This is a genomic window from Moorena sp. SIO3I6 (genome assembly GCF_010672095.1).
This window is the reverse complement of record NZ_JAAHHU010000113.1, coordinates 1-19,675: the sequence shown is the minus strand read 5'-3', so window position 1 is coordinate 19,675 and position 19,675 is coordinate 1. Positions and strand designations below refer to the sequence as shown.

Annotated in this window: 17 protein-coding genes and 1 pseudogene; 11 read left to right on the top strand and 7 right to left on the bottom strand. The window is 44.2% G+C overall.

What is annotated here, in order from left to right; translation table 11 throughout:
* Nucleotides 1-125: 125 nt before the first annotated feature.
* Nucleotides 126-278: a hypothetical protein gene (locus F6K49_RS25440; RefSeq protein ID WP_293018460.1), complete on the top strand. Its 153-nt coding sequence runs from the start codon at nt 126-128 to the stop codon at nt 276-278.
* 49 nt (nt 279-327) lie between these two features.
* Here the strand turns inward: F6K49_RS25440 and F6K49_RS25435 are convergent, their stop codons facing one another.
* The 3 genes and pseudogenes from F6K49_RS25435 to F6K49_RS25425 all read right to left on the bottom strand — a co-directional run bounded on the left by F6K49_RS25435 (nt 328) and on the right by F6K49_RS25425 (nt 3,163).
* Nucleotides 328-903: a Uma2 family endonuclease gene (locus F6K49_RS25435; protein WP_293018462.1), complete on the bottom strand. Its 576-nt coding sequence runs from the start codon at nt 901-903 to the stop codon at nt 328-330.
* Between the two features lie 62 nt (nt 904-965).
* Nucleotides 966-1,751: pseudogene (locus F6K49_RS25430) on the bottom strand (endo-1,4-beta-xylanase); the annotation flags it as partial.
* A 29-nt stretch (nt 1,752-1,780) separates the two neighbouring features.
* Nucleotides 1,781-3,163 (bottom strand): transposase, encoded by a 1,383-nt coding sequence (locus F6K49_RS25425; RefSeq protein ID WP_293018464.1) that lies wholly within the window; start codon nt 3,161-3,163, stop codon nt 1,781-1,783.
* A gap of 31 nt (nt 3,164-3,194) precedes the next feature.
* Here F6K49_RS25425 and tnpA point away from each other — a divergent pair, with 31 nt between their 5' ends.
* Nucleotides 3,195-3,614: an IS200/IS605 family transposase gene (tnpA, locus tag F6K49_RS25420; protein ID WP_293018467.1), complete on the top strand. Its 420-nt coding sequence runs from the start codon at nt 3,195-3,197 to the stop codon at nt 3,612-3,614.
* 52 nt (nt 3,615-3,666) lie between these two features.
* Here tnpA and F6K49_RS25415 read toward each other — a convergent pair whose 3' ends face one another.
* From F6K49_RS25415 to tsaB, 3 genes are all read right to left on the bottom strand, one after another.
* On the bottom strand, nt 3,667-3,867 hold the full coding sequence (locus F6K49_RS25415; protein ID WP_293018469.1) for an endo-1,4-beta-xylanase: 201 nt from the start codon (nt 3,865-3,867) through the stop codon (nt 3,667-3,669).
* A gap of 184 nt (nt 3,868-4,051) precedes the next feature.
* Nucleotides 4,052-5,188, bottom strand: a complete 1,137-nt coding sequence (gene dprA / locus F6K49_RS25410) for a DNA-processing protein DprA (protein ID WP_293018471.1) — start codon at nt 5,186-5,188, stop codon at nt 4,052-4,054.
* A 124-nt stretch (nt 5,189-5,312) separates the two neighbouring features.
* The gene (tsaB, locus tag F6K49_RS25405) at nt 5,313-6,026 is read right to left on the bottom strand and encodes a tRNA (adenosine(37)-N6)-threonylcarbamoyltransferase complex dimerization subunit type 1 TsaB (protein WP_293018512.1); all 714 of its coding nucleotides are present in this window, start codon (nt 6,024-6,026) and stop codon (nt 5,313-5,315) included.
* A 71-nt stretch (nt 6,027-6,097) separates the two neighbouring features.
* Here tsaB and F6K49_RS25400 point away from each other — a divergent pair, with 71 nt between their 5' ends.
* The 7 genes from F6K49_RS25400 to F6K49_RS25370 all read left to right on the top strand — a co-directional run bounded on the left by F6K49_RS25400 (nt 6,098) and on the right by F6K49_RS25370 (nt 18,519).
* Nucleotides 6,098-7,375: a valine--pyruvate transaminase gene (locus F6K49_RS25400; protein ID WP_293018474.1), complete on the top strand. Its 1,278-nt coding sequence runs from the start codon at nt 6,098-6,100 to the stop codon at nt 7,373-7,375.
* Nucleotides 7,376-7,464: 89 nt separating this feature from the next.
* The gene (locus F6K49_RS25395) at nt 7,465-9,210 is read left to right on the top strand and encodes a histidine kinase dimerization/phosphoacceptor domain -containing protein (protein WP_293018476.1); all 1,746 of its coding nucleotides are present in this window, start codon (nt 7,465-7,467) and stop codon (nt 9,208-9,210) included.
* A 12-nt stretch (nt 9,211-9,222) separates the two neighbouring features.
* Nucleotides 9,223-10,332 (top strand): ATP-binding protein, encoded by a 1,110-nt coding sequence (locus tag F6K49_RS25390; RefSeq protein WP_293018478.1) that lies wholly within the window; start codon nt 9,223-9,225, stop codon nt 10,330-10,332.
* Nucleotides 10,333-10,575: 243 nt separating this feature from the next.
* The gene (locus F6K49_RS25385) at nt 10,576-12,111 is read left to right on the top strand and encodes a ferredoxin--nitrite reductase (RefSeq protein WP_293018480.1); all 1,536 of its coding nucleotides are present in this window, start codon (nt 10,576-10,578) and stop codon (nt 12,109-12,111) included.
* 127 nt (nt 12,112-12,238) lie between these two features.
* Entirely contained in the window at nt 12,239-13,612 is a 1,374-nt protein-coding gene (locus tag F6K49_RS25380; protein ID WP_293018482.1) for an ABC transporter substrate-binding protein, read from the top strand.
* A gap of 452 nt (nt 13,613-14,064) precedes the next feature.
* Nucleotides 14,065-15,585 carry an MFS transporter gene (locus F6K49_RS25375; protein WP_293018484.1) on the top strand — a complete coding sequence of 507 codons (1,521 nt, stop codon included), beginning with the start codon at nt 14,065-14,067 and terminating at the stop codon, nt 15,583-15,585.
* 672 nt (nt 15,586-16,257) lie between these two features.
* Nucleotides 16,258-18,519, top strand: coding sequence for a nitrate reductase (locus F6K49_RS25370; RefSeq protein WP_293101120.1), 2,262 nt, complete (start codon nt 16,258-16,260; stop codon nt 18,517-18,519).
* A 26-nt stretch (nt 18,520-18,545) separates the two neighbouring features.
* Here F6K49_RS25370 and F6K49_RS25365 read toward each other — a convergent pair whose 3' ends face one another.
* Nucleotides 18,546-18,761, bottom strand: a complete 216-nt coding sequence (locus F6K49_RS25365; RefSeq protein WP_293018490.1) for a hypothetical protein — start codon at nt 18,759-18,761, stop codon at nt 18,546-18,548.
* Between the two features lie 254 nt (nt 18,762-19,015).
* Here F6K49_RS25365 and F6K49_RS25360 point away from each other — a divergent pair, with 254 nt between their 5' ends.
* Both F6K49_RS25360 and F6K49_RS25355 read left to right on the top strand, forming a co-directional pair.
* Nucleotides 19,016-19,510 (top strand): DUF429 domain-containing protein, encoded by a 495-nt coding sequence (locus F6K49_RS25360; RefSeq protein ID WP_293101117.1) that lies wholly within the window; start codon nt 19,016-19,018, stop codon nt 19,508-19,510.
* Between the two features lie 64 nt (nt 19,511-19,574).
* A partial coding sequence (locus F6K49_RS25355) for a MerR family DNA-binding transcriptional regulator (protein WP_293101124.1) occupies nt 19,575-19,675 on the top strand: 101 nt, incomplete at its 3' end.

Here is a 19,675-nt window from a genome sequence, read left to right as displayed (position 1 = left end):
GTAGGGCAGAGTTTTAACATTGTGCTGACTTTGGCTATAGCTTGGCTAATGTTAAGCGGAATTATTTTTCCTATACCGGAGTTAGCACAGTGATAAACACTATCCGAAAATCCCTAATCTTTTTGATGAGTATTTGCGCACTTCCCCTACTACTGTGGTTATTGAATAGCTTGATAGTAGATGGTTATTTGGGGTCGAGCGTACAGGATATTTACGAAAACGAGAGTGATGCTTCAGGAATTTTCTGGACAGATGTAGAGATACTATCTCAAGATTAGCCTACTCAACTATAGCAGTTATCAATTGGGTTGGTAACTGCTCTATATATCAGATAATTTCTGATAAATTTAAAGTAAATCCAGGCAAAACATCTTCTCCTGATAAGGTTTTTGGAGATTGGATAATTTCTACATCTTGATTGGGACGATAGATTTCCACAACCTTATTTTGGGGATCAATTAACCATCCTAATCTAGCGCCATTTTCCATATACTCTCTTACTTTAGCTTGCACCATTTTCAGGGAATCACTCGGAGAACGCAATTCCAACACAAAATCAGGACATAAAGGAACAAATTTATCCTGTTCTTCTGGTGTTAACTCTTCCCAACGCTCTCGTTTAATCCAAGACGCATCAGGAGAACGATTTGCTCCATTAGGCAATTTAAATCCTGTATTAGAGTCAAATGCAACACCAAGTTTCATTTGACTGCTCCACAATTCTAGTTGAGTCGATAGTTTAATATTTTGTCTACCTGTATTTCCTCCCGTAGGTGACATGATGATTAAATCTCCTTCAGAGGTGCGCTCAAATCTTAAATCCCTGTTATCTTGACAAAGCCGGAAAAATTGTTCGTCACTCAAATTAATAGTTAATTCGAGGGTATCAGGTAAATATACCATCTTAATTAGCTTCCAAATTATACAACAATTTCCTGAATTAAAAAAGATAATTTAAGTGATTTTTAACTATCAATTTTTAAAACTTCAACCATCGCGTGATAAGCAGCTTTAGGACGATAGGATTCATCGAAAGGTAGAGGAGAATCTGGTTTACCAAAGAAATCCGGAATCCAGGAATGATGATCTGCAAATTCCCAAGTTAAGAAGGCTGTACAATTGGGAGCCTCTAAACAAACTTGCAGGATATCTCGATATACCTTTGTCTGAGCAGCCACCCGTTCTTCTTGTGTGCCGCTACCATCATGGATTTTTACGTCCATCTCCGTGACCTGAACCTGCAATCCCAACTCACCCAGACGCTTCATGTTTGCTGCTATGTCTTCTGGCTTAGGAGGATTTTGAATACTAACGTGCATTTGAAAGCCAATGCCGTGAATTGGGACATCCCGTTGTCGCAATTCTTTGACCATGGCATAAATCGCATCTGACTTTGCCCCAAGTCCTTCTCCACTGTAGTCATTATAAAACAAGGGAACTGTGGGGTCAGCTTCATGAGCCCAGCGAAATGCCAACTCAACGTATTCTGGTCCAATGCCGCGCAACCAAATTGTATCTCGTTTCCTTTGTCCTGCTGAGTCTTGGTCTGCTACCGCTTCATTGACCACATCCCAAGCTGCTAATTGTCCCCGATAGTGACCAACAACAGTATGAATATGTTGTCGCAGGATATGGATTAACTCTTCCGGTGTCCATTGTCCGTGGGTTAGCCACCAAGGCACACTATGATGCCAAACTAGATTATGACCGCGCACCTGCATGTGATTGGCTTTCGCAATGGCTACAAAGTTATCAGCAGCATGAAGTCTCCCCCAGCATCCTACGGATAACTGGGGGTGTCAAAACCCACTACACTAGAACTAGGAGTGTTCCAGAGTGTAGAAAGCGTAACAGCCCGACTTCTAGGCGCTAAACGGGTTCTTTTGCCACGTTTAGCCTCACCCTTTTTATGGACAAGCTCATAGAACCAATACTTTGCAGCAATGTTGTAAGTTGCCTGCAAATCTGTGTTGTATCGTTTCCCAGTTGGGAATGTACACAGACCATAGTTTTTAGAATCGCGTTTGACCGAACCCGAACCATCATAGGCATTGCTGGAAGTGCCCCTAGGATTGACGTACTTAACCGTACCGCCTAGTTCATTCCACTTGGCTTCAGTCCAGGTTGCAATAGCCCTGTGAAGCCATCCATGGAAGCGTTGGCGCAGATTAGAACGTTTCCGTCCGCCTCTAGGTTTCCAGCCTAAGAGAAGCTCAAACACAATAAATTTGGCTCCCCACGCTTCCGCAAAGTCCACCAGTTCTCTAGAGACAGAGTGAGCAATCTGGGTATTGATGTTGCTAGCCTTGCGGTAGTTGCCCCGACAAAAACCTTTATGCAACTTCCCATTGCTCAGACTGGCTTTTTTGCTGATTCCCTTGAGTCGTTTATCTCTGCGGTCTATGTCTCTACCAGGGTGAATGAAGCGCCTAGCTAGAACAGTGCCATCTGAGGTAACAACTGAAGCAACAGCAGTGGTATTGATGCCAAGATCAACTGACACGACTCTATTAGTTTCCTGCCTGTCATCTGGATTGCATCTGAACGGGACCCAGAGGTGACACTTTTTCTCGTTGACGATGAGATAGGGTGACAGCTTCTCATTGGTATCAAGCAAATGACGTTTGTATCCAGGTTCGATTTCTACCGGAACGAGGGTCCATACCCAGTCTGTGCCAGTGAAAACCTTAATCTTGGCGGTATCCATCGCAGCACCAAACAAGATGCACTGACCTTGGTACAGGGCAGGGTAACAGCCACAATCAGCGTTTAGCCGTGGTGGTTTAGCGTCTCTGCGCTTTCTGATTCCTGATTGCCACTCCATATAACGGGTGACAAATGAGGAAACTTGACCAATGGCAAAACTGATAGCAGACCTCCGGTAGTAGGAAGGGAACTTATAGAAACGACGAATGAAGTACTCGTACTTAGGATATTGATTCTGACGTGTCTTGTGCATCAACCGCTCAACCGCTGGAATTCTTTGCTTGCTGGAAAGACCACCTAGTTCAGGCCAATGGGTAAACACGACGCTAATCAACCCACGACAAATAGAACGGAACTCTTGAACTGTCAGCCTTAGAAGTTGACGTTGTAGCTGAGATGGCTTTAACTGCCATTTGTCCGTCCTAATTAAATCCTTTCGTCGTTTTTTCTGTGCCATAATGACTAATATTAGCATATGTCGTTAACCCATGGCTAGACAGTTAAACCGCCATGCTCACAGTGTCACAGCATTGAGTGTGCATATGGTTTTTGTCACGAAATATCGCCATGCTTGCATCACGGATGATATGTTGAAACGTATTCGTGAAATCATCGCCAAGATGTGTCTTAAGCGTGGTTGCATCCTAATGGATTGCCAGACTGACTTAGGCAAGCGTGACCATATTCACCTTTTAATAGACAAACATCCCAATATTTCCGAATCTGAGCTAGCAATGGCACTTAAAACCATCACCAGTCGAGAGATCCGGAAAGAGTTTGCACAATATCTGAAGCAGTTCTATTGGAAGCCTGTTTTTTGGAAGCGTGGTTACTGTGCTGTATCAGCTGGGGGAGCCAGTCTCGACAAGCTGAAGGAGTACATGGAAGCCCAAGGGAATGCAGACTAGCCCCAAGACCCCTCACCCCCACCTGCTTCGCAAAGTGGGGGAATGTTGGGTTTCAGTCAAAATTATAGTGATGGCGTTGGGGCTGTAGCGGCTCAAACTTCATGATATAAGTTGGTGTCACAATGTTATATTCACGCATCAACACCTCCCGATAACTAGGATCCTCCCGCAACGGTTCCATAGACACTCCTGTTCCAATCGCCAATTTACGCTTTTGTGCCAAGGAACGTAAATTACTGTTATTTGTATTCATCTCAATTTCTGCCGTTGACTGTTGACTGTTGACTGTTGAGTGTTAACCTACCAACCTTAAACTTTAAACCTTAAACTTTAAACCTTAAACCTGCAACCTGCAACGTTCAACCTGCAACGTTCAACCTGCAACGTTCAACCTGCAACGTTCAACCTGCAACCTGCAACGTTCAATCCTTTTACTTTCATATTCCAGTGATTAATTTTCGATATCGCATCCCTGGTGACTGAGACACTAATCCCATGAGTTCCAACTGTAACAAGGCACTGGATACTAAGCCTGCTTCTAAAGCTGCTTGCTGGACAATGATATCGAATGGGGTTGGTTCAAATGCGATCGCATCCAACACTTTTGCCAATTCTGGCTCTAAGGTTGGTACGGGTAAAGCGGGTAAAGGTTGTTCTAGAGCCGAGTGGGGGTCAAGTTCTGGAATAGCTCCGAGCATTTCCAACAAGTGACCTTCACTTAAAATTACATGGGCACCCCGATTTAACAGTCCCAAACAACCAATAGAATTGGGATTATCTAAGGAACCTGGTAGTGCATAGACATCCCGACAGAACTCATTGGCTAGCCTAGCAGTAATTAGCGCTCCGGACTTGTTAGGCGCTTCCATCACTAAAACTGCACGACTTAAACCAGCAATAATCCGATTCCGTTGGGGAAAGTTGGAGCGTGCGGGTTTCGTACTGGCTGGATACTCGCTGATTACCAATCCCTGCTCTTGAATTTGTTTATAAAGATAACTATTGCTCAAGGGATATACCACATCAAGACCAGTTCCCAAAACTGCTATGGTCCTACCACCCGCTTCCAGACACCCACGATGGGCTTGTGTATCAATTCCCACTGCCATACCGGACACCACTGTAAAACCATGCTTAGCAAGGGTAGCACTGATTTTGCGAGTCCAACGTTTACCGTATTCGGTGGGATTGCGGGTACCCACAATACCGACTATCGGCTTGCTACCGTAATTTTCTTGTAGATCAAGTAGTCCGCTATAGTATAGCGTTGCAGGAGGACTAGGAATTTCTAGTAACAAGCGGGGATACTCCCCATCCGCTGGTGTCCAGAAACAAGGATTTTTGACCAAGTGTTGCTCAAGTAGCTGTTCCGGATTAGTTTGCCCACGCATTTTCACTACTCTTTCGATCAGCCGCACCCCGAACCCTTCAACTGCTCCTAACTCTGAAGCTGAAGCTTTCCAAGCCTCTGCTAGAGTCCCAAACTGTTGCTGTAGCCGTTGGAGCAATACTGATCCGATACCGGGAACTTCGGACCATGCCAGCCAGTACGCACGTTCTTCTTCCTTGGTCAATCGCTTCGCTCCAATTATAAATTATCAATTTATATTTCAAAAATACCCCATAATTTGAATTATAAATTTTCAAAAAAAATATAATTTTCTTAATTCTTAATTCTTCATTCTTCATTCTTAATTCTTAAACTGGATGCTGTCCATAAAACGGCAGTACTTCTGACCAGTTGGGGCACTTTCCCTGTTGCCAATCGAGATAAGCAAGTTCCAAAACACCCCTAGCATAACTCCCCAAATTTGCCGGAGCCTCTAGCAATCGTAATGGTGTTTCTAAGGTATCCAACACTTGTTTCCATTGATCTGAAGTCATGACAGCATCTGGTAATATCTTGCTCAGCCCCAGACCAGCTATTGATGGCTGATAGATGGCGGTATACAGCTGGCCTCGTTGGGCAGGCATTTGAATGGCAATCTGTTCGCTTAGCGTGGGCGTAGCGCATGTGCTAATTGCTGATTCTGAGTTTTCTTGATACATAGCTCCCTCTTCCCGCTCTTCCCGTTCTTCTCTCTCTTGCCCTAACCATGCGATCGCTGCCAGTGTAGAAATGCCAAATAGGGGAATATCTAACTGTTGTGCTAGGGTACGAGCAGTAACTATACCGATACGGGTACTCGTAAAGCTACCCGGTCCGATAGCTACCGCAATGAATTCTAAGTTTTCCCAAGTTTGGGAATTGAGAAATTCAGTCAAGTGCTGATGCAATTGGCCAGACAACTCTCGCCCTAAGTCCCAAGTTTGGCAGCGGGTATCCCTGGCAAAGTTACTGGTCACTAGCCCCAATTGAGGACTAGTGGTGTGAAGGGCAAGAGCATATTTGTTTGCTTCGAGAATCGGCATTTGTTGGTATGATTTTCGATTGGAGAAGTCTTGATTAAGTACCCTCACTCGCCAAAAGGTAATCACTATCCATGGATCCTACCCTGACTCAAATTGGGACTCAGATGTCCAAACTGACTGGTGTCCGAGCGATTATGAAAGATATTATCGAAACGCTACGAGCTGGTCAGGGACAAGATTGGATTAATCTCAGTGCAGGAAACCCAGTGATTTTGCCACAAGTCGAGCAACTTTGGCGCGATTGCACGGCACAACTGTTGGCTAGCTCAGAGTATGGTGAGGTGATTTGCCGCTACGGGTCATCTCAAGGATATCAGCCTCTGATCGATGCGATCGCAAAGGATTTCAATCAACGCTACGGTCTTTCCCTAAGCGATCGCCATATCCTGATTACTCCCGGTTCTCAATCGATTTACTTCTACGCCGCTAACGTTTTTGGTGGCTACACCAGCAGCGGCCAGCTCAAACAAGTGGTCTTGCCCCTTTCTCCAGAATACACTGGCTATGGAGGAGTAAGCTTGACTCCAGAAGCAGTATATGCCTACAAACCTACTCTGGAAATTAATCACGAGCAACACCGTTTTAAGTATCGCCCTGATTTCAGCCAATTAAAGATTAGCCAAGAGACTGGCTGTGTAATTGTTTCCCGTCCCTGTAATCCCACTGGCAATGTCCTAACCGATGAAGAAGTAATCAAAATTTCGGAAATGGCTGCACCCTTCAATGTGCCAGTGTTGATTGACGCAGCTTATGCTCCACCCTTTCCAGCACTGAACTTTACCGAAATGACACCAGTCTTTCGAGACAATATCATCCACTGTCTGAGTTTATCAAAAGCTGGACTACCTGGGGAACGGGTTGGTGTAGCAATTGGAAATCCGGAGCTAATTAGCATTTTAGAATCCTTCCAGACCAATCTTTGTATTCATTCGGCTCGCTATGGACAAGCTATTGCCGCAAAAGCGATCGCATCTGGAGCGCTCCCTGAGATTGCCACTAATGTGATTCGCCCCCACTACCAGCAAAAGTTTGTGACCCTTGAACTGACATTAGACAAATTCATGCCCAAAGACTTGCCTTGGTTCTTGCATCGGGGTGAAGGAGCTATCTTTGCTTGGTTGTGGTTACAGGATTTGCCAATTACTGACTGGGAACTGTATCAACAGTTGAAGCAGGTGGGTGTGATTGTCGTGCCTGGCAGTACATTTTTCCCCGGCTTACGAGAAGACTGGTCTCACCAGCAACAGTGCATTCGCATCAGCCTTACGGCTACTGAAGAAGAAATTGAAATCGCCATGCAGCGTTTAGCAACATTGGTCGAGGAAGTCTATCGGATGGGGTCAAGTTAGTGTTTCCTAGCAGGTGTTGTGATAATCTAACACCGTTCCAGAGTAATTGTTCGATGAGTACTAATTAAATAATATTCCCATTATAACAGATGGAACAGCAGCAGCTAGCACAAGTGTTGGAAACTGGCGATATAGGGGAGTTGCTAGGCATTATTAACCAGCCTAACTTGCTCACAACCCTTGACTCTACACAGATGTGTAGGATTATCAAGGGACTTGGGCAAGTAGTGGAACAACAAACTGCTCAGTTAAATCAGGTTAATCAGCAATTACAACCGGAAATTACCAACTGTAAGCAGGCTCAGGAGAAATGGCAACAGGGTGATCAGCAATTGGAATACCAATTTCAAAAACAGACAACAGAATTGTCCGAAGCTAATCATCAGCTGCGACAAGCAAAAGAGCAACTAGAGGCAGTTTTGGATGCTGTACCGGGAGCGGTGTCTTGGATTAGTGCTGATGGTCGATATCTTGGGGTTAACCGACATCTGGCTCAGAGCCTGCAATTACCTCCAGAGACTTTTGTCGGTCAAGAGTTGGGTTTTCTGGAGAGCAGCCCTCAGTTTGTTGACTTTATGGGTCAGTTTCTCGCCTGTGGGGACTCAGGATCTTCCCAGGTGGTTGAGCTCAAAGTGAAAAATTCTTCGAGATATTATCTAATTGCCGCTCAGAAGTACCAGCAAGGTGCTGCAGCCGTGTGTGTAGGGATTGATATCACCGAGCATAAACAGGCAGAATTAGCTCTACAACAGCTCAACCAGGAACTAGAACTGAGAGTCGAACAACGGACTTCTGACCTACAGAACGTCAATGAACAACTTCGCAAAAGTGAGGAACAATTTCGCCTGATTTTTAAACTATCTCCCATGGGTATGGCAATTACCAGCACTGATAACTCCGTGCTAAAGGTTAATCAAGCCTTTTGTGACACGGTTGGTTACACAGCCGAGGAACTGGGGCAGAAAAAGGCTACAGATATTATCTACCCCGATGATTTCACAATTAACCTTACCCCGAATCAAGAGTTGTGGCCAGGAAGAACATCCCACTTTCAGATGGAAAATCGCTTACTGTCGAAAGATGGTAGAGTGATCCATGTTTTGACCAAGAAAGCAGTTTTAGTCAGGGATGCTCAAGGTAAGCCCCGAAAATTTCTGTATCAAATTGTAGATATCACCGAACGCAAGCAAGCGGAAAATCAAGTTAGAGCCTCTCTAACCGAAAAAGAGGTTTTGCTCAAAGAAATTCATCACCGGGTCAAAAATAACCTGCAAATTATTTCTAGCCTACTCCGCCTACAGTCGAGGCAAGTTGAAGATCCACAAGCATTAAGTTTGTTCAAAGATTCCCAGCATCGGGTTCAATCTATGGCTCTGATTCACCAGCAGCTGTATCAATCCCCAAATTTAGCCCAGATTAATTTCGGAAAATACATTCAAACCTTAACCAATAACTTGTTCCGTTCCTACGGGATTAACCGACAGACAATCGCCCTCAATATTGAAGTTACCACAGCTCCCTTAACCATTGATGTAGCTATTCCCTGTGGGCTAATCATCAATGAATTGGTGTCTAATTCACTCAAATATGCCTTTCCTGAACATAAAGAGGGTAAGATTGAAATCAGTATAAGTTCAGATCAACAGGGTCAGCTAATCCTTACGGTAAGTGATAATGGTATTGGTTTACCGGACAATTTAGACTTTCAATCCACTAAATCCCTTGGTTTGAGTATTGTTCGTAACTTAACTGCACAACTGGGGGGTAACATCATCCTTGACTGTAGCCAAGGCACTAGATTAAAAATAAACTTTCCCCATTCACTGGATCTCTAGGGCAAGTCGAGCATGACCAAGAAAAAAATCCTAGTTGTTGAAGATGAAACACTTGTGGCTATGGATATCAAGAATAGCCTCAAACTTTTAGGGTACATGGTTCCTGCTGTGGCTGTATCTGGAGAAGAAGCAGTTAGAAAAGCTGAGGAAATCCAACCGGATTTAATCCTGATGGATATTCGTCTGAAAGGGGAAATAGATGGAGTGACTGCTGCAAGGCTGATTAGGACAAAATTGAATATCCCAGTGGTCTATTTGACTGCCTATAGCGATGAGCTCACCCTAGAAAGAGCTAAGATAACCCAACCCTTTGGTTACCTTCTGAAACCATTTGAGGAAGAAGAACTGCGAGTTACCATTGAAATTGCCCTTTCTCGCTTTCAAGCAGAAGCAAAAATCCGTCAAGCACTAGTAATAGAACAGGAGCTTAGAGAGCAAAAATCTAGCTTTGTCTCTATTGTTTCCCATGAATGTCGTACACCTTTGAGTAAAGTTATCCTAGCTACTGAATTGTTAGAACGCTATAGCAAACATTTGGTCAAAGATAAACATCGCAAGTATTTTGAACAAATTAAAGGCTCTATCCAAGATATGAGACAACTCTTGGATGAAATTCTATTTATTGAAAAAGCAGAAGGAAACAAGCTAACTTTTAACCCAACTCCAATTAACCTAGTAGAATTCTGCTCTGATTTGATAGAGCAGATGCAGTTGGCTACCGGGGGGAGCCATAGGATTATTTTTACTCCTCAAGGTAATATTCCTGATGCCTATATGGATACCCAACTCCTTCGATATATTTTCAATAACTTGCTATCCAATGGGATTAAGTATTCTCCTGAAGGGGGAACGGTAGAGTTTCAGTTAACCGTGGAAGGTAACTGGGCAATTTTTAAAATAACAGACTCGGGAATTGGTATTCCCGAACAAGAGCTTTCTCACCTGTTTGAACCTTTCCAGCGAGCTAGCAATGTTGGAGATATTCCTGGTACAGGTCTAGGATTATCGATTGTTAAAAAGAGTGTAGAGCAGCACCGTGGCCAAATTTTGGTAGATAGCCAGGTTGGTGTAGGAACTTTGTTTACCGTTAGACTACCCCTGTCGAGTCAGGATTGGGAGTAAGCTGGTCTTCCTTTGAATGCCATGGTTATGACAGCAGGGGAGCAGGGGCAGACTTGATCTAACTGCATAATACAATTTATGCATTTAATTTATGCATTTTTTTAATTAAAATCAGTATTTAGTAACAAAATATACAAAATTTTAGCAATACTTTAAATTAATTTATCAACATCAAGAGTAGTGACATCAGAGGCTCTGGACAAAACTTCTGGCAATTGAGCAAAAGGCAACGAGGGAACAGCTATGACCAGCGCAGCTAAGCCAGCCGCAAAATTGAACAAATTTGAGAAATTCAAGGCAGAGAAAGATGGTCTTGCCATTAAAGAACAAATAGAAGAATTTGCCAGAATTGGCTGGGAAGCAATAGATCCAGATGACCTACAGCATCGGCTGAAGTGGATGGGTGTCTTTTATAGACCTGTCACTCCAGGCAAGTTCATGCTAAGGATGCGGACACCCAACGGCATTCTCAACAGCACTCAGATGCAGGTACTAGCTGAGATAGTGCAGCGCTATGGTGAAGATGGTAGTGCTGATATCACGACCCGCCAAAACATCCAGTTGCGAGGTATCCGCATTGAAGACATGCCTGATATTTTCCGCAGGTTCGAGCAAGTTGGCTTAACTAGCGTCCAATCCGGTATGGACAATGTCCGCAATATTACTGGTTCTCCCATGGCGGGGATAGATCCCGATGAATTAATTGACACTCGGGATCTTGTCCAAAAGGTACAGGACATGATCACTAATAACAGCCAAGGGAATTATGAGTTTACTAACTTGCCCCGTAAATTCAATATTGCTATTGAAGGGGGTCGGGATAACTCAGTCCATGCTGAAATTAATGATATTGCCTTCGTGCCTGCGTACAAAGATGGACAACTAGGCTTGAATGTACTCGTAGGTGGCTTTTTCTCGGCCAAGCGTTGTGAAGCTGCTGTTCCCCTCAATGCTTGGGTACTGCCTAATGATGATGTGGTTGACTTGTGTCGTGCTATACTAGAAGTTTATCGCGACGAAGGCTCGCGGGCGAATCGGCAAAAATCCCGGATGATGTGGTTGATTGATGAGTGGGGGATTGACAAGTTCCGCGAGGAAGTCAGTAAGCAGTTTGGTAGAGAACTCCCTACGGCTGCTCCTCACGATGAAATAGATTGGGAAAAACGAGACCATATCGGTGTCTTTGCCCAAAAGCAACCAGGTCTGAATTATGTGGGTTTACACGTGCCCGTTGGTAGGCTTTATGCTCAGCAGATGTTTGATCTGGCACGGATGGCTGAGGCTTATGGCAGTGGCGAAATCCGCCTCACGGTTGAGCAGAATGTGATTATTCCCAATATTCCGGATGCTAATCTCGACGCTTTCTTAGCTGAACCCCTCTTGCAGAAATTTACCCTTGAGCCCAAACCTCTAGAACGGCTTCTAGTATCTTGCACAGGAGCCCAGTTCTGCAATTTTGCTCTGATTGAAACCAAAAATCGTGCCTTGGCAATAGTTCGGGAACTCGAAGAAAAGTTAGATATACCAAACCCAGTGCGGATTCATTGGACAGGTTGTCCCAACTCTTGTGGTCAACCCCAAGTAGCTGATATTGGTTTGATGGGAACTAAGGTGCGTAAAGACGGTAAGTCTGTTGAAGGAGTCAATATTTACATGGGTGGCAAAGTTGGCAAAGATGCTAAACTGGGCGAGTGTGTGCTTAAAAGTGTGGCTTGTGATGACTTACCAGAAGTCTTGGGTAATATACTGATCGAGAATTTTGGAGCAAAATCCCACTAGGTTAGTGCTTAGTTGGACCTCATCGCTAATTCCTCATAACTGTTGTCAAAGATTAATGGTTAATGGTTAGGTAATGGTGAAAACTTAGTTTTCCATTTTCCATTGTCCATTAATCGGAAACGACAATATGGAGCGCCGCAAGTTTCTCAAATACATCGGCTGTGCCACGGTAGGATGTGGCTTTAGTGCTTGTAGTTCAAATAATCTATTCGATTTCCCAAAACGCGATCGCTCCTCTGAGCCCACTCAACGACCTCCGGCTAACTTTGGTAAGTTAGAAAAAACTAACCTGACCATTGGCTTTGTTCCTGTAACTGACTGTGCTCCTTTAATCATTGCCAAAGAAAAGGGCTTCTTTCAGCGTTATGGTTTGAATGTGGCTCTTAAGAAATATCCTGACTGGTCAGCGGTTCACAAAGACTTACTATCATGGGGTATAGATGCCTGCGTTGCCTTGTTTGGATTGCCAATGCTCACCAATTTTGGTTCAGCCAAGGCACCAGTGATATCTCTAATGATGCTCAATCGCAATGGCGCTGGGATCACTTTTTCCAAAAAAGCTTGGCAAGGTGCTATTCGTCCTTCAACGGAGTACTATAATTTCCCAGATTTTGCCAACTCCTACAGGAAATATATTAAACAATTAGCCCAGCCCCTCAAGCTCGGGATAGACTTGACCAACTCCATGGCAAACTATAGCCTTCTCTATTGGCTATCAGCTATGGAGATTAATCCCGAGAAACAGATTAAGCTAATCGAGTTTCCACCATCTCAAATGGTATACAAACTTCAAGCTGGGATAGTAGATGGCTACTGTTTAGATGAGCCCTGGAACCAAAGAGCAGTTGTAGACCAGGCTGGATTTACGGTTTATGTAAGTCGGGATATTTGGAAAGGTCATCCAGGAAAAATACTAGCAACCATGGGACCTTGGGCAGAAAAACATCCCACAACCGCCCGAGCCTTAGTAGCGGCTGTTTTGGAAGCTTGTCAGTATTGTGACCAACTAGAAAATCGCCAGTCAATTGCTCAGATTATATCTAGGAGCAAATACATCGACACTAAAGTAAGCTATCTGGAAGGTTCTTTACTGGGCAACTATAATTATGGTGGCTTTGACCAGAAAGACCGATTTGAATCAATCCCTGATTTTAATTTATTTCACTTCCAAGATACAGACTATCTCAAAAAGCCCAATCATGCTAATTATCCTTGGCGCTCCCATGGTGTTTGGCTGCTAACCCAAATGATTCGCTGGCGTCATATTAACCGACGTCAATATCCCAAGGATGCGGATAAAATTATCGACCGGGTTTATCCAGTGAAAATTTATGAAGAGGTTGCCAAGGCCTTGAAAATAGATCTACCTAGTGAGCGTATGAGGGTTGAACCTGCTGATGTGTTTGTGGATCAAAGAGCATTTGACCCTAGTCAGCCAGTTAATTACCTCAATGGTTTCGATATCCGAGCTGATCGTTCTCAGTTAATCGGCTTGGCTTAACTTAGGAATAAACCTCAATTCATTCGAAAATTAAGCAACACCCCAATTTTCTGGCTCTGATGTAACCATTGAATATAAATTATGCATTTAATTCATCACCAGAAATAATTTGTAACAAATCATACGAAACTTATGTTTCAGGGGTGTAACTATTAGTACCTGAACAATAGTATTAAGTTAACCTCAGAAAAGTAGTATCTATGGGCGAGTACTTTAGCAATCAATTCCGAAAGAATTACCCTAAACCAATAAGCTATAGTATTCAAACTAATAGGTAACTTTAATCAGTCAGCAAGTTGATGGCAACCGATCAGCTGGATTGTTTTGAAAGGGATTCTTTGGAGTAGTTTTTGGAGGATACTAAATCCACCCAAACGTTCAGCTTTTATCACTAATGCTGTTGGTGCGTGAATCTTCTGTTTTCGTAGTTTGAGTAGAGGAAAGGTATATAGATGCTCGCAGAAATGTGGTCTTTTCGTGGTAGGTATAAAATCCTCCACATGACCTGGTTTGCTTTCTTCCTGTCGTTTGTAGTGTGGTTCAACTTAGCACCCCTAGCAACACAGGTGAAATCAGACTTCGGTCTCGAAGTAGGTCAAATCCGAACCATCGCAATTTGTAACGTTGCCCTGACAGTGCCTGCCCGTATCATCATCGGGATGCTGTTAGATAAATACGGGCCAAGAATCACCTACTCCCTGTTGCTGATGTATGCAGCAATACCTTGTATTGCTTTTGCCTCGGCACAGAACTTTAGCCAACTGGTGATTAGCCGCTTGGCACTGAGTATCGTAGGTGCAGGTTTTGTGATTGGCATCCGGATGACGGCAGAATGGTTCCCTCCCAAAGAAATTGGTTTAGCCGAAGGGATTTACGGGGGCTGGGGTAACTTTGGTTCTGCAGCAGCAGCCTTTACCCTACCTACCATTGCCGCTTTTTTAGCCTTTGGCAGTCCAGGTCTCAACTGGCGCTTTTCCATTGCTGGTACCGGGATTATCGCTGCTCTCTATGGCGTCCTCTATTATTTTAACGTCCAAGATACTCCCCCAGGCAAAGTTTATCAGAAGCCCAAAAGCGCCAGAGGAATGGAAGTCACCACTAAGAAAGACTTCTGGTTTCTGATGGTGATGAATGCTCCTCTATCTATCATTCTTGGTGTTCTGGCTTGGCGCTTGAATAAAGTAGGCTTTTTCGAGCAAAATGTTCTATATATCGTCTGGGCTGGTCTACTTGGGTTGTATCTGTTCCAAGCTTACAACTGCTGGGCAGTTAACAAAGATTTGTTAGCAGGTCGTAAGCGCTATCCTCCTGAAGACCGCTTCAATTTTTCTCAAGTTGCCATTCTAGAGTTGACCTACGTTGTTAACTTCGGTTCTGAATTAGCTGTAGTTTCTATGCTCCCTGCCTTCTTTGAAGGCACCTTCGGACTGAGTAAACAAGCAGCGGGGATGATTGCTGCTAGCTACGCTTTCATGAACTTGATGTCCCGTCCTGGTGGCGGCTTAATCTCTGATAAACTGGGTAGCCGCAAGATGACCATGGCAGTTCTAACATTCTGTATGGGTATTGGCTATCTGATTTTCAGTACGGTGAAAGGAGGCTGGTGGCTTCCTGGTGCGGTACTGCTGACCATGGCTTGTTCCTTCTTTGTGCAAGCTGGAGAAGGCTCTACCTTTGCCATCGTACCTCTGGTTAAGCGACGGATCACCGGTCAGGTGGCTGGTAACGTGGGTGCTTACGGAAACGTTGGTGCTGTTGCTTACCTGACTATCTTTAGTTTATTGCCAGCAGGAGATGTGGGTAACCGCATATTCTTCCAGGTGTTGGGTGTTACAGCTTTGGTTGTTGCCTTCCTGTGCTTCCTAGTATTGAAAGAACCTAAGGGTTCCTTTGCTGAGCTCCATGAAGGGGAAGAAGAATACGCTACTGCTGCTAGCCCAGCTGCTATGGAAACTGGAGACGTGATGAACTAGTTCCTTGGTGGGTCTAGTTGAAAGCACTCTACACTAGATGGCTGAAAAATATCTAGATAGAAGTGGGGCAATCTTAATTAAGATTGCCCCAAACCCGACGGAATAATTGCTTCTTAAACAAGGTAAAAAAATCCTCAGCCTGTAAGCATTCAGCTATCAGCTATCAGCTAATGAGGTACTTGAGGTGCTTTTGAATAAAACAAGTAAGCATTGGTTTAATCTCTGTTACATCAGCTGACGGTTCCATAGCGTGAGCTTTTAGCTGAAGGCTGACAGCACCTCAAGTAGCGTGATCCTTGGCCGTTGGCCACGCTACGCGAATGGCTCACGGCTGACCGCTGAATGCTTACCTCAGCCTTTAGCTATCAGCTCTTCCAGCTCTTCAGCACTGAGCCAGATTTTGAATTAACGAAAACTTTCGTAAAAGCCTCTGGAAAAGAGGATATGATTGCTCGTATAACAGCATAAATCAGCTAAATAATTTAGGTAACTAGCTAAGTACTAACGAACTAAATAATTGATTAACTAATTGATGATTAATTTGATATAAACGTTTGTTATAAATAGCTGATATTTGATATAAGAATTATTAATTAAAAATTAATTGCAAAAATATTTAATCTAGTCACAAAATATACTAAAAAGACTCAAAAAAAATTGGGGGTAAAAATCATGACTGACTCAGCTAAGACACTCTGTCCCTACTGTGGGGTTGGCTGTGGTCTGGAAGTATTACCTCCAGCTGGTTCTGGTCGTGCTACCTATCGAGATAGTCAAGGCAATCCGATTTGGAAAGTTAGAGGCGATCGCTCTCATCCCTCAAACCAGGGTATGGTTTGTGTCAAAGGTGCCACGGTTAGTGAGTCTTTGGATAAAGACCGCCTCAAGTATCCCATGATTCGGGATTCCCTAGATCAACCATTTCAGCGAGTGAGTTGGGATGAAGCCCTAGACCGAGTAGTGAATCGGATTCAGACGGTTCGTTTCACCCAAGGACCAGAAGCAATTTGTATGTACGGTTCCGGTCAGTTCCAAACCGAAGACTACTATATTGCTCAGAAATTGCTCAAAGGTTGTCTGGGTACCAATAACTTTGATGCTAATTCCCGCCTGTGTATGTCCTCAGCTGTAGCTGGATACATCCAAAGTTTTGGTTCCGATGGTCCTCCCTGCTGCTATGACGATCTAGAATTAACTGACTGTGCCTTTTTGATTGGGACTAATACAGCAGACTGTCACCCGATTGTATTTAATCGTTTGCGTAAGCATCACAAAAAGCATCGTCATGTTAAAATGATAGTGGTAGACCCTCGCCGCACGTCTACCGCTAAGCTGGCTGACTTACATCTAGCGATTAAACCGGGTACTGACATTGATTTACTCAATGGTATTGCTCACTTACTATTGCGCTGGGGTAAACTGGACACTGAATTTATTGAGGAGTGTACCAGCGAATTCTCCGCATACGCTCAGGTAATTATCAACTATCCACCGGATATCGTTGCCGAAAGATGTGGTATACCGGTGCATGAACTTGAGGAAGCTGCTCGCTACTGGGCAAAATCGAAGCGTGTCCTGTCTTTGTGGTCAATGGGGGTCAACCAATCATCAGAAGGTACTGCTAAAGTCCGCACCATCATTAATCTGCACCTGATGACAGGCAACATTGGTAAACCAGGAGCAGGACCATTTTCTCTAACTGGTCAACCTAATGCGATGGGAGGACGAGAAGCTGGAGGACTGGCTCACATCTTACCGGGTTATCGGGTAGTAAAGAATCCCCAACACCGCAGTGAGGTGGAACAGTTATGGAAACTCAAGCCAGGGACAATTTCCCCCAATCCTGGTCTTGATGCTTGGAGCATGATCAAAGGTCTAGAAACTGGAGATGTCGGTTTCTTGTGGATTGCTGCCACTAACCCAGCTGTGAGTATGCCGGATATTGAACGAACTAAGGCAGCCCTAAGAAAATCCTCCTTCACTGTCTATCAAGATGCCTACTACCCCACTGAAACCGCTGCCTATGCTCATGTCTTGCTGCCAGCAGCCCAGTGGAGTGAAAAGACTGGCGCTATGACTAACTCTGAGCGAGTTGTCACCTTTTGCCCCCAATTCCGTAATCCACCAGGAGAAGCCAGACCGGATTGGGAAATCTTTGCGGAAGTAGGGCGTCGCCTCGGCTTTACTAAAGAATTTGACTTTACTGACTCTGCCGCTGTCTATCGGGAATTTGTCCAACTTACCCGTGGACGACTTTGTGACATGACTGGACTTAGTCACGAGCGCTTACGGAAAAACGGTCCGATTCAATGGCCCTGCCCTGAGGAGTTCCAAAACCAAGAGTCTTCTGAGTCACTGAGCAATCAGCAATCAGCACTCAATACTGGCAAACGGCTTTATACTGACTTCCGATTTAATACGCCAGATAGCAAGGCAAAATTTGCTGCCTTCCATTCTAAAGGACTGGCAGAACCCCCCGAGGAAGAGTATCCTTTGGTTCTGACAACTGGCAGACTCTATGGTCACTGGCACACCCAAACCCGCACCGGACGGATTGAGAAAATTACCAAAATGTACCCCAATCCGTTACTAGAAATTCATCCCCGTGATGCCCAGAAGCTGGGGATTAAAGATGGGGATTGGGTAGAAGTGCGATCGCGTCGCGGAACTTGCCGCTTCCCAGCTCAAGTCACTAAAGCGATTACTCCTGGTACAGTGTTTGCCCCCATGCACTGGGGAGCTTTGTGGGCAAATCAGGCAGAAGCTAATGCTCTGACCCATCCTGAATCTTGTCCCATTTCCCTGGAACCAGAATTAAAAGCCTGTGCTGTCAACTTGGTGCCCATCAGTGAAACTGACAGTATGCGATCGCAAAATCCCAACCAAGAGCCATTAGGAACACCGATTTTACAAAAGCTCAAAGTTTTGAGGTAATTGTTAAAAGTTTTAACCTTCCATTCTTAATTCCGCTCTCCGAGAGTTTCCCAAAGACCTGCCTCACCAAGGGTGATTGGAGTCTGGGTTTGTGTCTGGGCAAGATTTGAAATAGACATAAACGGCACTAACCCCATCACCAAGGAGCACAAAACTATCAGCATAGTCATCCTGACTGGATGCTGCCAGTGTGTAGTTACAACATGAGACTGGGTTGTGCTGCTAAGCTCTTGCATGCTCATGACTAAAACCTCAGAATAGATGTGTACGAATATAGGGATATTTCACTGTTGTCTTTGAGGATGCAGTGCATTGTTCCTATTCATGCCAAGTTGCAGGGACAGTCGGCAACTTGGTATTTTTTTATGCACTAAAATCCTTTACATTTTGAATCATACAAAAATTTTTGGAAAAAGTAGCTAGATTTACCAAATAAAAACATAAAAAGTAACATTAGTTACTGAATTTAATTAATTTTTGTGAAATACAGTAAGTTATGAGGTTTTTAGGCATAGACCTGGGCTGGACTTCTGGAGCAACTGGTCTTTGTTGCTTAGATTGGTTTGACGGCACCCTAAACCTGCTAGATTTAGACCGCAAAGAGTCAATCACAGATATCCTGAACTGGATAGACCATTGGTCACCATCTCCAGAACCCGCCATGGTAGCAGTAGACGCTCCTACCCTGATTCCCAACCCTACAGGAATGCGTCTACCGGATAGACTGACCCATAAATACTTTGGTCGCTATCATGCTGGGTGTTATCCCGCCAACCGCCAACGCCCCTTCGCCCAGCGCACTATAGAATTTGGTCTGAGCCTAGAAAAACGGCAATTTATCCATGCCCCAACTATCACTCACCAAAAACTAGGGCGCTACCAAATCGAAGTCTTCCCCCATCCCGCCATCGTTGAGCTATTCAACCTCAATCGCATTCTCAAATACAAAAAAGGGAAACTAAGGGAAAGAGGTGTAACTATTAGCATTTAATCTCATCAAACCTTTTCATATCTCTACAAAGATGTTAGTATAGATTTGTAGAGGTTAAGCCGTTATGAAAAAATATGTCACCCCAAAAGAGGCAGCCGAATATTACGGTGTCTCCATTACAACACTCAGGAGATGGGATAAAGACGGAAGACTTGACAGCATCAG